Genomic DNA, 14,397 nt, shown 5'->3' with positions numbered 1-14,397 from the left:
GAGCCAACGACGAGAATTGAACTCGTGACCTCTTCCTTACCAAGGAAACGCTCTACCCCTGAGCTACGTCGGCAAAAAAGGGCTCAACACCCAATTGCTCTAAACAACAAAAACCATAAGCCATTTACAGCTTACGGATATTATTGATCTCATTTAATAATTTCTTAGAGCGGGAGACCGGGTTCGAACCGGCGACATTCAGCTTGGAAGGCTGACGCTCTACCAACTGAGCTACTCCCGCAAAATAAAAAAAATCTTAAAAGATGATTTTTATAATTTAAGTGGGGAGAGCAGGATTCGAACCTGCGAAGGTAAAAACCAACAGATTTACAGTCTGTCCTCGTTGGCCGCTTGAGTATCTCCCCTCAAAATTATTATACCATTATTTCATAGAACCACAACCCAAAAGGATCAGCTTTATGATGGTATCAAATCGGCTGCAAATTAAAGTAATTTATCAGCACCATCCAAAGCTTTTTTCAAAAATTTTTTGAAAAATTTTCAGTCAATTAACTTTCAACAAGTTAAGAAAACCAAAGCTTTCAGATTCAAAATTTCAAGAGCCGATGGAGGGACTCGAACCCACGACCTGCTGATTACAAATCAGCTGCTCTAGCCAGCTGAGCTACATCGGCAACATACTTTCTTTCACAAAAAAGTCCGCTATTTCTAACGGACTGCAAATGTATACAAATTATTCCTTTCTCAAAATAAAATTTGAGTTTTTTTTCACTAGGCGTATAATTTAGATTTCTCTTTCCTTTTAATCAATTGGCGTTGCAAAGAGCTAACACACTCATCTACACATTCTTCAAATCTTTTACAGGTCTTTTTCACCATAATATCTTCACCAGGTATACTTAGTAAAATTTCTGTAATTTTATTTTCCTTGTCGCTTGTATTCTGAACTTTCAGAAAAACATCTGCAAAAACCACCTTGTTATAATAATTCTCGAGTTTATCCATTTTCTTTTGAATAAAATCAATTAGTTTTTGATCTGCATTAAAGTTTACAGACTGCACATTTACTTTCATAACGTCAAAAATTTAATTAAACAATAGGTTAAGCTAGTTCTTACTATTACGGGGATGAGCTGTTTTATGAATGTTTTTAAGTTCTGCAATACTATTATGCGTATAAACTTGTGTTGATGCCAGGCTAGAATGTCCTAACAATTCTTTCACAGCGTTTAAATCTGCTCCCTGATTAAGTAAGTGCGTCGCAAAAGAGTGTCTTAGTATATGAGGACTCTTTTTTAACTTACTCGACGCCTTACTAAAATAGTTATTTATAATTCTATAAACAAGACTTTCACTCATTTTATCTCCCTTGGCAGAAACAAACAAATAATCTTCAGGAAAAACCCCAAACCCTTCATTTTGTCTCTTTTCAATATAATATTGCAAGTTTTGATATACGTTTTCTAGCAAAGGAACGTAACGCTCTTTATTTCTTTTACCCAAGACTTTGAGATTAAGTTGTGACGAATCCAAATCCATTAATTTTAGATTTATCAATTCGCTACGTCTTAATCCTGTTGAATAAAAAACTTCTATGATTGCCTTATCTCTAGCACCCTCAAAGGCATCTATATTTATACTATCTAGTGTACTAAGGATTTCTTTTTCTGAAAATGGAATCTGGATCTTCTTACCCGTTTTAAGAGGCTTATGTTTTTGAAGCGGGGACACAACTACATCTTCAACTTTTTGCAAGAATTTATAAAAAGATTTTAAAGATGAAATTTTACGATTTATACTTCTATTTGAAAGACCTGCTTCAGAAAGGCTTACGATCCAACTCCGAATTTGCGAATAATTTATTTGCTGAAAATCACAGCCACCAAATTCGATTTCAATAAAACCCAGAAAGGAAAGCAAATCAGTCTCATACGCCTTAACGGTATGCGCTGAATAATTCTTCTCCAAGAGAAGGTAGTCTTTAAACTGATTAATAGACATAAAAAAACTGTTGATAAACAAAGTTAAGAAACTTAATTTACCAACAGTTATATATTTTACCAAAGAAGCAGGGCTTCAATGATTACATTCAAACTTTAATAAGAAAGGAGATATTAGATATCTTCTTGATCTCTAAGGTGCTGAATATATTCGGCTTTTTGAACTTGAGCCCTACGTTCTACAGACGGTTTTGTAAAATGCTGACGACTTCTTAGCTGTCGCATTGTTCCTGTCTTATCGAATTTACGCTTAAAACGCTTAAGCGCTCTATCAATGTTCTCTCCGTCTTTTACTGGTATTATTAACATAGATCCACCTCCTTTCGTTGAAAATTAGGCTGCAAATATAATTGAATTTTACTTACAACCAACTAATATCTTATTATTATTAATAAATTATATCTTAAAATCGATCAGCACCGTATAGGCTAAACTTTTAAAAAGTTTTCTTAGGATTTAAAAACTTCTTTTACCGGTGCTTTATACTCTTTTTTATCAATTACCATTTTCGAAATAATCTCTCGTAAAATTTCAGATGTTCCGCCTCCAATAGGCCCTAGCCTACTATCCCTAAACATTCTCGCCAATGGATAATCTTCTGTGTAACCGTAGCCGCCCAGCATTTGTAAACTCCCGTAAATAACCTCGTCGGCTATTTTGGTGCTTAATAACTTAGACATACTAGCTTCTTTAACCGGATACTCACCATTGCCCAATTTATATGCGGTTGCGTAATTAAATTCTTTTATTACCGTAACCTCGCTAACCATATCTGCGATTTTATGCCTTAGCGCCTGAAATTCGTTTATTTTCTTTCCAAAGGCTTCCCGCTCACTCATATAATCTATAGCATAATCTAAAGCAAACTCTGCTCGCGCATGCGCATTCACTCCCATAATTAATCGCTCCATAGCAAAATGCTGCATAATATATGAGAAACCTTTATCCTCTTCACCTAATAAATGATCTGCAGGAACTTCTACATTATCAAATGCAATTTCTCCAGTATCTGAAGCTTTCCAACCCAGCTTATTCAATTTGGAAGCAGAAACTCCCTTAGCATCTCTATCTACAATAAAAATACTCATCCCCTTACTCTTAAGCTCTGGACTTGTTTTCGCAGCAACTACCAAATAATCGGCATAAACACCATTGGTTATAAAGGTCTTTGAGCCATTCAATATATAGGTATCGCCTTTCTTTTCTGCTGTAGTTCGCATACCAGCTACATCAGAGCCTCCAAAAGGTTCAGTAACGCAAAGTGCCCCTATCATCTCTCCACGAATACTAGGCGCTAGATACTTTTCTTTTAAAGCTTCGCCAGCTTCTATTTTAACATGCGTCATTGCTAAATAGGCGTGTGCCCACATAGCCGCTGCAAATCCCCCTGAATTGATCTTTTGTAATTCTTCGAGAAATATTATTGTATAGAATATATCGAGATTAAGACCACCATATTCTTCCGGCTGATATAAGCCAAAATATCCCATCTCGCCAAACTTCTGCCAGATAAAACGGTCGATAGTTCCGGTCTCCTCCCATTTATCGATGTGCGGAACTACTTCTTTCTGTAAAAAATCTCTAAAACTCTCTCTAAAAAGAGCATGCTCTTCGTTAAAATACATGGAATTCATTTAGTCTACTATTGAAAAATCTTCGATATGATTCTATTAAAAATATCGCAAAAATATATCGATTTTTAAAATTAGAATCTAAAACGAACTTAAAATTAAGAACACGTTCTTTTTTTACAATGTATCAATTAAAACTTAAATATAATTGAATTCTATCAATTTTATCAACTGGAAACCCATCTATTTTTATTAAATCTTCAACTGAACTTATCTTCTCATGCAAATTTCTATAATTTACAAGCGCTCTAGCAAGTTCATAATCGAAATATGGAATTTCAGAAAGCTGAATAACATCTACCTCATTAATATTTAACTTCGAAAAATTTTGAGGAATTTTTTTTAAATGCTTTATAAGTTCTAATCTGGTTTCATCGTTTAACCCATAGATATCCTGAAGCTGAATAAAGCTACGATAACCACCAATAAGCGTTCGATATTTTACTATTCTTTCACCAAGGGTTTGCCCTATTCCTTTAATCTGCATAAGTTCTTCTGCAGTAGCGGTATTAATATCAACCTTTGCAACGTTAGACTGTTTTGAAACAGAGGTAACTTTTATCCAAGCTGGAAATTTAAAATTAGGCGAAATAATATCTAATAAGCTATCGGAAACCTTAGTAACCTTTTGAAAATCTGAAGCAGAATTTATCCATTTACCGGAGGCTCTATAGGCTAACAATCGATCAATCTCTTCAACAGACATTCCTAAACGATAAGCTTTATAATCGGTTAGATAATTAGGATTGAAAGGATAAATCGTATCCTTAATACGTTCGGTATTTTTTAAACTATCAAGTTTGTTTTGAAAAGATTTTAATGCAGTAGCTTCTTTTTCTGAAATACGTTCTTCTGAAGCAGAAAAAGGATCGCTAAATTTTATAATTTGAAGAAGAACAATAACAATAACCAAAACAAAAATCCCATTCCGTTCACTTTTATTGAAAACGAAATGGGATTTCCAGTATTTCATAATACTATAATTTCACTATTGCATAGTCGCCTTTGGCTTTCCGTCTTTAGTAAACAATTCTCCTGCTTTAAGCTTTCTAAAATATTCACGAAGATCTTCTCGAACTTCACCGCTCATAATGTAAAGACCAATAATATTAGGGAAAGACATAGATAAGATCATCATATCAGAAAAATCAAGTACAGCACCAAGACTTATTGAAGCTCCTATAACCACAAAAACCAAAAAGAATATTTTGTAGATAAGCTCTGATTTTGTGCTTTTTCCGAAAAGGAACGTCCAGGCTCTCATTCCGTAGTACGACCAAGATATCATAGTAGAAAAAGCAAACAAAAATACCGCTACAGAAAGCACATAAGGAAACCAGTCTATAACACTTGCAAAAGCATCTGATGTTAACTGTGTTCCACCAACACCTTCTACCTCGTGCATTCCTGTAAATATTAGGACTAAAGCCGTTAAAGTACAAACGACAACCGTATCTATAAAAGGTTCTAATAATGCTACAAAACCTTCAGATGGCGGATTATTTGTTTTCACAACACTATGCGCAATAGCTGCAGAACCTACACCAGCCTCGTTAGAAAATGCGGCTCTTTGAAACCCTACAATAAGTACACCTATTACACCTCCTTTTAATGCTGATGGACTAAAAGCACCATCCCAAATTGCATTAAATGCAGGTCCTATATTATCTATATTAATCCCGATTACAACAAAAGCTCCTAAAATATAAACTGCTGCCATAACAGGAACAATTTTACCAGTTACATTCGCAATACTGTTAATACCACCAATAATAACTATACCAACAAGCACAGCTAAGATAATACCGAACCAAAACCCATTACCTTCTAACATTGGGAATTGCCCTGACAAAATTTCGAACGACTGGTTTGCCTGGAACATATTACCTCCACCAAAAGAAGCACCAACTCCTAATATTGCAAAGAATCCTGCTAAAAATTTACCAAGACTCTTCATGTTACGCTTTTCTAAACCGTAACGCAAGTAATTCATAGGACCTCCAAAAACTCTACCTTCAGAATTAATGTGCCTGTATTTAACACCTAAGGTACATTCCACAAATTTTGAAGACATTCCAAGTAAACCTGCAACAATCATCCAAAAAGTAGCTCCTGCCCCACCAAGGGAAACGGCTACCGCCACACCTGCAATATTTCCTAGACCAACTGTAGCAGACACTGCTGTTGCTAAAGCCTGAAAATGCGTAATTGTACCAGGTGCATCTGGATCGTCATATTTACCACTAGCTAATTCAAATGAGTGCTTAAATCCTCTAATATTAATAAAACCCATTCTAATTGTAAAGAACGCCGCTCCAAATACCAGCCATATTACAATAAATGGTATTGGATGGGTTTGAGGATCGCCATTGGGATGCGTTAATATTACCGGCTCATCATATTCTATTTGTCCTAAAAAATGCGCTCCAGTTTCAATTAAATCTTCTGTTTTTTGATAATCATAAATTGTCCCGCCTTCTTTTACAAGATATTTTAAATTACCGGTTGCGCTAGCATACACAGGCCTTTCAGGATTATTAGTTGACGTAACAACAGCGATCTGATCTCCTTTTTCTACATGCTCACCTTCTTCTATAAGCCACTTTTTTAGAACAAATTTATCTTGAACTTCTGCAGTCCAACCTGGAGTTTCCACGTTTTTGACATCAGCATAAACCACAGGATCATACACACCTATAGCTGCAAATGGATCCCAAAAAAGAACAGCGGTTAAACCTTGAACCGCTGGAGTAAAAACACCATTAAAATTTTCTGTAATTGCCTCTGCTTTAACTTTTGCTTCGACTGTTTTAGAATTACCGTTGCTATCCTGAACAACTACCGTATATGGAATACCCTCTGTAAGTCCTTCAGCCTTAGAAGAGCTTAATGGGGTATCTTTATCAGACCATTTGTAAGTATAAGGTGGGGTTCCTCCAGTTACTTCAATATCTATAAAACCGTCGTTAATTTTATTTGTGGGGTTCCCGACTTTGGTATTTACTTCCAGCTCTTGAGCCTGAAGTAATGCTATTGGGAATAGCAATAACATTGAAAGTAAGTACTTTCTCATATAAAGATTAGTGTTTAGTTTAGATTAAAATTTCCGACCAGCAAGATGCTAAAAAATTAGGCTATTTCAAATTTTTAGTAGTTAAAATGTCAAGGTTTTGTTAATGAAACTTCAAATAATCATCAACAGCCCCTAATATTTTAAGGGGACATTTATCAAAGATCGAAAACTGAAGTACGCTTGGTATAAATAAGATCTTTAAGTTTTAACCAGAAAGCAAGCGTTAAATAAACCGCAAAACCAATCCCGAAGGTAAAAAAGGTAACATAGATAAAAAAAAGCCGAACACTTTTAGCCCGCATACCAATTTTATCTGCTAAGCGAGAGGAGACGTAAAATCCGTTACGTTCTAAATAATATCTCAAATTGTACATATTCTTCATCAAAGTCCAAATATAACTAATATTTACCTTTTATAAACTTTGCTCCCAAAGCACATTTTAGACAATTATTAGGATCGCAATAATTTTTTTTAAGCTGAAGTAGCGATTGAGAATGCATCGCATTTGTAAAAAGCCCAGGTTTTAAGCTCTGATAATTCTGAATAATACTATTTTTCTCTAAGCGCACCTCAGAAATTAAGTCAAGAAAATAATCTGTTTTAGATACCTTGCGTTTTGAAAAAGCATACATAACAGGAACTATGGTATTGATAATCACTAAATCGATAAATTTTTCTGACAGCTTTTTATTTCTAGTTTTATGAGCGCTTCGGAAGTTATAGTGCGTTTTCCAAAATTCAGGAACTTCAATAGAAAAAATAGTATAGATATCCTGTTTGTTCTTCACTCTCTTTATTGCTGCAAAAAGAGCCTTGGTTTTAACCAAAACTGAAGCTAACTGAACAAGCCGTATGGTTGGAAAATTATCTGGGCGAAGTCTAAAGAAAACCGGCCTTGTTTCTATAGCGCGACCTAAATTAAATTTCTTCTGAAGATATACATATTCATTTTTTAATCGAATAAAATAAGCGGCTTCGAAATTATCATCTAATAAACCAGAATGCCCCAGTAAAACTGCTTCTAACTGGAATTGATTTTGAGAAAGTTTTCTTATAACTTCAAAATCTATGGAATGAGCAAGGTTTAGAAATGCATCGCCATTTCGATTTAATCCAAAATTTTTAGCTAACAACTTAAATAAAACTGCTTCCCAGTTATTCTTACTTTGGTGAAGTAATTCAGTTATCAAATTGTTCTTAGCTTCTAAACGTTCAAAATATAAACGAGTTAACCAGGCTTCAATATCAAATTCGTTGAAATTGGGAAAAAATTGCTCGCAATTAATCCACTTTTTATCTGGCGCAAACAATTTGTAATAATTATGCTGAATCTCAGTTAAGACGATATCTTTAAGTTCCAGCGTTGGCAAAATTGACTCATCTTTTCTAAAAATATCAACATCATGTTCCCAAACTACATGAAGAATCACATTATCGTATGCGGCATCAATTTCGTGCTGATGGAGATACCAGTCTGAAGATTTTAAATGAATTTCGACGTTGCCGGCCCAAACCTGTGTATCAATTTTGAGTTTAGCAGCAAAAAAATCTGGACCACAATCAATATTATGCATCCCGGGATGATAAATTTCTAAAAACTCGCCATTTACAGTTTCAAGTGGAGACTGATTGAATTTTTGAAATTGCCATATATAATGTAGAAAATCTTCCTTCACCTATTAAAGTTAAGAAAGAAATGATTAAAACACTAATGATCAGATTTTTAAAGGTTTTTTTTAATCCTGAGGTAATTTTTCTACAACATTCAGGATAAAATCTTCCACCCATGTTTTATACATAAGCGCACTGGGATGTAAATCATCATCAGCTACCAAATCAGGATTATCCTCTGCTCTTCTAGAAATAGGAGTAATATTATAGAAGCTAACATTAAAATCTTGGGCAACACGTTTAAAAACTTCATTAAAAGCATCAATATCTCGTCCAATCTCATCTTTATGTGCAGCACCAAATGGCGTAAACCCATAATCGGGAATACTCACCGCGAAAACTCCGGCTTCCATTGTTTTAGAATGATTGATCGCTTTTCTAAAAATTTCTCTTAGTTCTTCTTCGTACTCTGTTATAGGCTTATTCTGATATTGATTATTAACCCCGATAAGAATAGAAACAAGATCGAAATCTCGCTGCACATTTAATTCCGAATTAATTCCCGCAATTAAATCGGCTGTTGTCCAACCTGTCTTAGCTATAATCTTTGGTGCAGCCATGGCATAACCTCGATTTTTTAATTGCTGGGCTAACTGAACCGGCCATCGTTTAGAAGCATCTACGCTTTCTCCAATCGTATAAGAATCGCCCAAAGCCAGGTAACTATATTTTGGCTTATCCTCTGCTTCCCCTGTCGTTGTATTTGTTTGGTTAACACTTTTACCTGAACTACAAGAAGTATTAAAATTGATAAAGATAATTATTGAAAGAAAGTAAAAGATTCTCATAGTTATAGGTTTAGCCAGCAATATTGATGAAAGTAGTTTAGCAGCATTTTTATGCTGTAAAAATAACACTTCAAAAACTTCAGTACCGAAAGATTTTCTTAAAACATCAACAATAAATCGATCCAACACCTATATATATATTAGGCTTATTATTTAAATAGTCTCTAAAAGAGATGTTCTGAATTCCGAAAATTATCACAGAATTCAGAACATAAAGCAATCTATTATTTTGATTGTATAATCTTGATTGATTTAATCTGCATTTCTATATTTTGGATTAATGAAGATTTCACCGTTCTTTAAACGTTTCAAATAATCTTTTAAATCTGCTCTAATTTCCGAAGACATAATATAAAGACCAATAATATTTGGGAAAGACATCGCTAAAATCATCATATCAGAAAAGCTAAGTACTGCTCCTAAACTTACTGAAGCACCTATAATCACGAATATTAAAAACAAGACTTTGTAAATAATTTCAGACTTTTTACTTCTTCCAAAAAGGTAAGTCCAGGAACGCATTCCGTAATACGACCATGATACCATTGTTGAAAATGCAAAAAGGAACACTGCTAAAGCAAGCACCGCCGGAAACCAGGAAATTACGCTACCAAATGCATCGGCAGTTAATTCTACGCCTCCCATTCCATCAACTTCATGCATCCCTGTGAATATTAATACCAAAGCCGTCATTGTACAAACTACCATAGTATCAATAAATGGTTCTACCAGTGAAGTATATCCATCTGCAATTGGATTTTTTGTTTTAGAAGCACTATGTGCGATCGCTGCTGAGCCAACACCAGCTTCACTAGAAAAGGCAGCCCTTTGCAAGCCTACAATTAGCACACCTATAAAGCCACCCTTCATAGCACTAGCAGAGAAGGCTCCGTTAAAGATGGCGCTAAACGCATTTCCAATATTTTCTATATTGGTTCCTATTACTACAAGACATCCTAATACATAAACTAATGCCATAAATGGCACAACTTTTCCAGTTACTTTGGCAATACTCTGTATTCCTCCAAGAATTACAATTCCTACCAAAACGGCGAAACCAATCCCAAAAAAGAAACCATTCCCTTCTAGAAAAGGAAGTTGGTCTGACACAATTTTAAAAGCCTGATTGGATTGAATCATATTACCACCACCAAAAGACGCTCCAACTCCCAGAATTGCGAATAGAATAGCAAGGCCTTTACCCAGACCTTTCATATTTCTTTTTTCCAGACCGTAACGAAGGTAATTCATTGGGCCTCCAAAAATTCTACCTTCATCATTGATATGTCTATATTTTACCCCTAAAGTACATTCTACAAATTTTAAGGACATAGCAAAAAATCCTGCAATAAACATCCAAAATGTAGCTCCCGCTCCACCTAAGGATACAGCTACCGCTACGCCGGCAATATTACCCAAACCTACTGTAGCTGAAACTGCAGTCGTCATAGCCTCAAAATGGCGAATTCTACCAGGAGCATCTGGATTATCATATTTCCCTTTCGCCAATTCTATAGAATGCGAAAATCCTCTAACATTGATAAATCCAAGACGAATGGTAAAAAATATGCTTCCTAAGATAAGCCAGATTACAATGAATGGAATACTGTTTTTCTTTACATCTCCATTAGGATGCAAAACCGGCTGTGGAGAATCATACTTAATCTCTGCCACCTGATCTGCATTTTGTTCGATTACATCAGTTTTGTCTTCAGGATTAAAAATAACGGCTCCTTCATCTACCACGTGTTTTAAAGTTCCCGCTGCAGGCGCATAAACCGGGATACTCTTTTCGCTACCTTTTTGAACTACTGCTATTTTATCTCCTTCTTCTATTTTATTTCCTTCCGGGGCGACCCAGCTCTTTAGGGTATACTTTTGTTCTGTTTTTGCATCAAAATCTGGAATAAGCACGGGACGATTTTCAGTATATACCACAGGATCATATAAGCCTAAAGGCTCAAAAGGATCCCAAAACAAAATACTTTCCAGAAAATCTACTGCGGGTTGCACCCTACTATTTACTTTTTCTGCAATGGCCTTTGCTTCTACTTTAAAAGTCTTTTTCACCTTGTTACCATCAGCATCTGTCACTACAACTTCTTGCTCGCGACCTTCGATAAAACCTGTAGCCTTACTTGCATCTAAAGGCGTTTTTTTCTGGCTCCACTTATATTTGTAAGGAGGGGTTCCGCCCTGTACTTTAACGACTGCTTCAGCGTCATTAATTTCCTGGGACGGATTGCTAGTAGCAATCGTAACTTTAAAATCGGAATCTTCCTGCGCTAACAACGTTACCGAACAGAATTGAAAGATTAAAAGAAAGAAAATGTAATTTCTTATCATAAGTTATGTATTAAATTAGTAGTCCTATACGACCTTAGGCTAATGAAAAGAATGCTAGAAAACAAATAATTTTAGTTAACTTAAAATGCACTATATAAAATCGTGTGCTTTCATCCATTCGTCATTAAACATTTTTCCTACATATCGACTTCCGTGATCGTGAAATAAAACAACCACCACATCATCTTTTGTAAAATGTTCTTTTAATTGTAATAGTCCTTTAGCCGCCGCACCGGCAGAGTTCCCCAAAAAAAAGCCTTCTTCTTTAGCTAATCTTCTGGTAAAAATAGCAGCATCTTTATCTGAAACCTTGGTAAAACCGTCTATAACGCTAAAGTCTACATTTTTTGGTAAGATATCTTCACCAATTCCTTCGGTTATATAAGGATATATTTCATTCTCATCAAATTCTCCGGTTTCGTGATATTTTTTAAAAACTGAGCCATAGGTATCTATTCCCCAAATCTTGATATAAGGATTCTTCTCTTTTAGAAATTTACCTACCCCAGATATAGTCCCTCCGGTTCCGACTCCTACCACAAAATGAGTGACCTTTCCGTCAGTTTGTTCCCAAATTTCTGGCCCTGTGCTTTCGTAATGAGCTTTAGTATTCGCTAAATTATCATATTGATTTACGTACCATGAATTTGGCGTTTCTTTGGCCATTCTTTTTGCAACAGAGTAATAACTTTTAGGATCGTCTGGGGCAACATCAGTAGGACAAACAACAACTTCACTACCTACAGCTTTAAGTATATCTATTTTCTCTTTACTTTGTTTATCAGATAAAACACAAACCATTTTATAGCCTTTTACGATAGCCGCAAGTGCTAACCCCATTCCCGTATTACCGCTGGTTCCTTCTATTATGGTTCCTCCGGGTTTAATTAAACCTTGTGCTTCTGCTTCCTCCACCATCTTTATGGCCATACGGTCTTTAACAGAATTTCCCGGATTAAAAGTCTCGTATTTTGCAAGAACAAGAGCATCTATTTCTTTGGTAAGTTTATTCATTTTAACCAAAGGGGTATTCCCTATAGTTTCAAGTATATTTTCTGCGTATTTCATTAATTTCTTTTGAATTCACAATGTAGGTATTCTAAGATGAGAATAGTGTTTAAGAAAAATTAAAACTTGAAACGAAATTTTAGTATTTTTTTTGATTTGATTTTTTAAAAATCAAATTACTTTTGCGCAAAATTTGGCAGACATGAGAAATTTTATCGCGCAACAGGTTATCTTTCTAGCAGTTACAACTTTATTATTTGGCGTTTCTTGTAAAAACGAAACTGAAGAAAAACCGGAAAATACAAAGGCCGAATGGCAGCAAAAAAGCCCGAAACAAAAATGGGATTATGCTGGAAGCTATCAGGTAACTTTACCCTGTACCGATTGTAAAGGTATCGTTGTGCAACTTCATTTAAAAGAAGATGGTTCTTATAAAATCATACAGAATTATAACGAAAATGACGATACTGCCGGAGAAATTAAAACTGAAAGTGGACAATATAACTGGAGTGAAAATGATTCTTTAATTATATTGGACAATCAAGAATTTCGTGTTTCCGATAATGTACTTGCTTGGAATAATCCTAAAGTTGCAAGAATGGCGGTAGATAGTACTAAGAGCTATACATTAAGAATGATCTCTAAAGATTCGATTAGTAAATAAATCCCAAAGCTTTATTCGAATTTTATTGATTTTACTGGTGATATCTTAGAAATAATCATAGAAGGTATCAAAAGCATTATCATACAAAGTACCAACGTACCAAGATTCACAGCCAAAATATAATCCCATTGGATAGAAATAGGAACTTCACTCACGTAGTAGGTTTCAGGATCTAAAGGAATTAGTTTTAGATATTTCTGAATAAACAATATTCCAAGGCCAATAATATTTCCCCATAACAAACCTAGAAAAATTAGATAACCGGCGTTATATAAAAAGATCTTACGAATCGACCAATCTTGGGTTCCCAAAGCTTTAAAAATTCCAATCATCTGCGTTCTTTCTAAGATCAAAACCAACAAGGCGGTAATCATGTTTATTCCCGCAACCAAAATCATGATACCAATGATCAGCGCAATATTAAAATCGAAAAGTGAAAGCCATTCGAAAATATTATAATACTTCTGACTAATGTTTTGAGCATCTAAAAAAGATCCGGTATTTAAATAAACTTCGTTCCATTTTTCATCCAGCTTATCAAAATCGTCAATAAAAATCTCAAAGTTTCCAACTTGATCATCTTCCCAATCATTGAGTTTTTGGATATGTCTCAAATCGGCTATTAAATACAATTCATCAAAATCCTGAAATCCCGAATTATAAATACCTACTATTTTAAAACCTCTTACTAGAGGGCGATCTTTACCCTCGCGTAAAAAATAGGTTGGAGCACGATCCCCAACTGCCAATCCCAGCCTATTCGCTAAATATTGAGAAACTAAAACCTCATCATTTAGATTAGAAGAAAAATCTGGCAATCGACCTTCTACGAGAAATTCTTGAAAATAATGCCAATCATAATCTCGACCAACTCCTTTAACAATCACCCCTTCAAAATCTTCTGCCGTTCTAATAACGCCAGTTTTAGTTGCAGTACCCTGTATATGGGTTATGCCGCTAACGCTTTCAAAGTCTGGATAAAAATCCTGATTTATAGAAACCGGCTCTAAGGTAACCTCGCTACTATTATTATCGTAATTTGTTATTACGATATGCCCATTAAAAGCTGCAATTTTGTCCCTAATTTTTTCCTGAAGCCCAAGCCCCGTAGCAAAAGAAACCAGCATCATTACTACACCAATTGCAATTGCCGTAATCGCAATTTTTATTATAGGTGAGGAAATACTACTTTTATCCTTATTGGCGTTTATTAAACGTTTTACTATGAAAAACTCAAAATTCAAGATCTGCAAT

General features: G+C 35.0%; 13 protein-coding genes and 4 tRNA genes. 1 reads left to right on the top strand and 16 read right to left on the bottom strand.

The annotated features are described in order from the left end of the window. Window position 1: 1 nt before the first annotated feature. From PBT89_RS04555 to PBT89_RS04485, 15 genes are all read right to left on the bottom strand, one after another. Window positions 2–73: transfer RNA gene (locus tag PBT89_RS04555), tRNA-Thr, on the bottom strand. A gap of 95 nt (window positions 74–168) precedes the next feature. Next, window positions 169–241, bottom strand: a tRNA-Gly gene (locus PBT89_RS04550). Window positions 242–282: 41 nt separating this feature from the next. After that, a tRNA-Tyr gene (locus PBT89_RS04545) sits at window positions 283–365 on the bottom strand. Between the two features lie 196 nt (window positions 366–561). Further along, window positions 562–635, bottom strand: a tRNA-Thr gene (locus tag PBT89_RS04540). Window positions 636–732: 97 nt separating this feature from the next. After that, window positions 733–1,035 carry a ribosome hibernation-promoting factor, HPF/YfiA family gene (hpf, locus tag PBT89_RS04535; protein ID WP_270058899.1) on the bottom strand — a complete coding sequence of 101 codons (303 nt, stop codon included), beginning with the start codon at window positions 1,033–1,035 and terminating at the stop codon, window positions 733–735. 33 nt (window positions 1,036–1,068) lie between these two features. Beyond that, complete coding sequence (locus PBT89_RS04530) at window positions 1,069–1,962, bottom strand: tyrosine-type recombinase/integrase (RefSeq protein ID WP_270063592.1); 894 nt, start codon at window positions 1,960–1,962, stop codon at window positions 1,069–1,071. 113 nt (window positions 1,963–2,075) lie between these two features. Further along, the gene (rpsU, locus tag PBT89_RS04525) at window positions 2,076–2,270 is read right to left on the bottom strand and encodes a 30S ribosomal protein S21 (protein WP_270058901.1); all 195 of its coding nucleotides are present in this window, start codon (window positions 2,268–2,270) and stop codon (window positions 2,076–2,078) included. A gap of 140 nt (window positions 2,271–2,410) precedes the next feature. Continuing rightward, complete coding sequence (locus tag PBT89_RS04520) at window positions 2,411–3,595, bottom strand: acyl-CoA dehydrogenase family protein (RefSeq protein ID WP_270063591.1); 1,185 nt, start codon at window positions 3,593–3,595, stop codon at window positions 2,411–2,413. Between the two features lie 124 nt (window positions 3,596–3,719). After that, a complete protein-coding gene (locus PBT89_RS04515) occupies window positions 3,720–4,565 on the bottom strand; it encodes a ComEA family DNA-binding protein (protein WP_270063590.1) in 846 nt (281 codons plus the stop codon). Between the two features lie 15 nt (window positions 4,566–4,580). Beyond that, complete coding sequence (locus PBT89_RS04510; protein WP_270063589.1) at window positions 4,581–6,665, bottom strand: amino acid carrier protein; 2,085 nt, start codon at window positions 6,663–6,665, stop codon at window positions 4,581–4,583. Window positions 6,666–6,820: 155 nt separating this feature from the next. Continuing rightward, complete coding sequence (locus tag PBT89_RS04505; RefSeq protein WP_270058905.1) at window positions 6,821–7,048, bottom strand: PspC domain-containing protein; 228 nt, start codon at window positions 7,046–7,048, stop codon at window positions 6,821–6,823. Between the two features lie 16 nt (window positions 7,049–7,064). Further along, window positions 7,065–8,342, bottom strand: a complete 1,278-nt coding sequence (locus tag PBT89_RS04500; protein WP_270063588.1) for a DUF2851 family protein — start codon at window positions 8,340–8,342, stop codon at window positions 7,065–7,067. 60 nt (window positions 8,343–8,402) lie between these two features. Then, on the bottom strand, window positions 8,403–9,125 hold the full coding sequence (locus PBT89_RS04495) for an SGNH/GDSL hydrolase family protein (RefSeq protein WP_270063587.1): 723 nt from the start codon (window positions 9,123–9,125) through the stop codon (window positions 8,403–8,405). Window positions 9,126–9,377: 252 nt separating this feature from the next. Beyond that, window positions 9,378–11,471, bottom strand: coding sequence for an amino acid carrier protein (locus PBT89_RS04490; RefSeq protein ID WP_270063586.1), 2,094 nt, complete (start codon window positions 11,469–11,471; stop codon window positions 9,378–9,380). Between the two features lie 90 nt (window positions 11,472–11,561). Continuing rightward, complete coding sequence (locus PBT89_RS04485; RefSeq protein ID WP_270063585.1) at window positions 11,562–12,539, bottom strand: PLP-dependent cysteine synthase family protein; 978 nt, start codon at window positions 12,537–12,539, stop codon at window positions 11,562–11,564. Between the two features lie 142 nt (window positions 12,540–12,681). Between PBT89_RS04485 and PBT89_RS04480 the strand changes: the two genes are divergently transcribed. Then, the gene (locus tag PBT89_RS04480) at window positions 12,682–13,143 is read left to right on the top strand and encodes a copper resistance protein NlpE N-terminal domain-containing protein (RefSeq protein WP_270063584.1); all 462 of its coding nucleotides are present in this window, start codon (window positions 12,682–12,684) and stop codon (window positions 13,141–13,143) included. 11 nt (window positions 13,144–13,154) lie between these two features. On the opposite strand, the gene PBT89_RS04475 is transcribed toward PBT89_RS04480, so the two are convergent. Continuing rightward, window positions 13,155–14,387, bottom strand: a complete 1,233-nt coding sequence (locus PBT89_RS04475) for an ABC transporter permease (protein ID WP_270063583.1) — start codon at window positions 14,385–14,387, stop codon at window positions 13,155–13,157. Between the last annotated feature and the right edge of the window lie 10 nt (window positions 14,388–14,397).

Source organism: Zunongwangia sp. HRR-M8 (genome assembly GCF_027594405.1).
In the GTDB taxonomy this organism is placed as follows: Bacteria; Bacteroidota; Bacteroidia; order Flavobacteriales; family Flavobacteriaceae; genus Zunongwangia.
Note: the sequence above shows the minus strand (reverse complement) of the source record. Positions and strands in the feature narration are given on the sequence as shown.

Coding starts and splice junctions, on each gene's coding strand:
- PBT89_RS04520 (WP_270063591.1), bottom strand. CDS start 3,595: ATGAATTCCATGTATTTTAACGAAGAGCATGCTCTTTTTAGAGAGAGT.
- PBT89_RS04505 (WP_270058905.1), bottom strand. CDS start 7,048: ATGAAGAATATGTACAATTTGAGATATTATTTAGAACGTAACGGATTT.
- PBT89_RS04530 (WP_270063592.1), bottom strand. CDS start 1,962: ATGTCTATTAATCAGTTTAAAGACTACCTTCTCTTGGAGAAGAATTAT.
- PBT89_RS04495 (WP_270063587.1), bottom strand. CDS start 9,125: ATGAGAATCTTTTACTTTCTTTCAATAATTATCTTTATCAATTTTAAT.
- hpf (WP_270058899.1), bottom strand. CDS start 1,035: ATGAAAGTAAATGTGCAGTCTGTAAACTTTAATGCAGATCAAAAACTA.
- PBT89_RS04490 (WP_270063586.1), bottom strand. CDS start 11,471: ATGATAAGAAATTACATTTTCTTTCTTTTAATCTTTCAATTCTGTTCG.
- PBT89_RS04515 (WP_270063590.1), bottom strand. CDS start 4,565: ATGAAATACTGGAAATCCCATTTCGTTTTCAATAAAAGTGAACGGAAT.
- PBT89_RS04485 (WP_270063585.1), bottom strand. CDS start 12,539: ATGAAATACGCAGAAAATATACTTGAAACTATAGGGAATACCCCTTTG.
- PBT89_RS04510 (WP_270063589.1), bottom strand. CDS start 6,665: ATGAGAAAGTACTTACTTTCAATGTTATTGCTATTCCCAATAGCATTA.
- PBT89_RS04480 (WP_270063584.1), top strand. CDS start 12,682: ATGAGAAATTTTATCGCGCAACAGGTTATCTTTCTAGCAGTTACAACT.
- rpsU (WP_270058901.1), bottom strand. CDS start 2,270: ATGTTAATAATACCAGTAAAAGACGGAGAGAACATTGATAGAGCGCTT.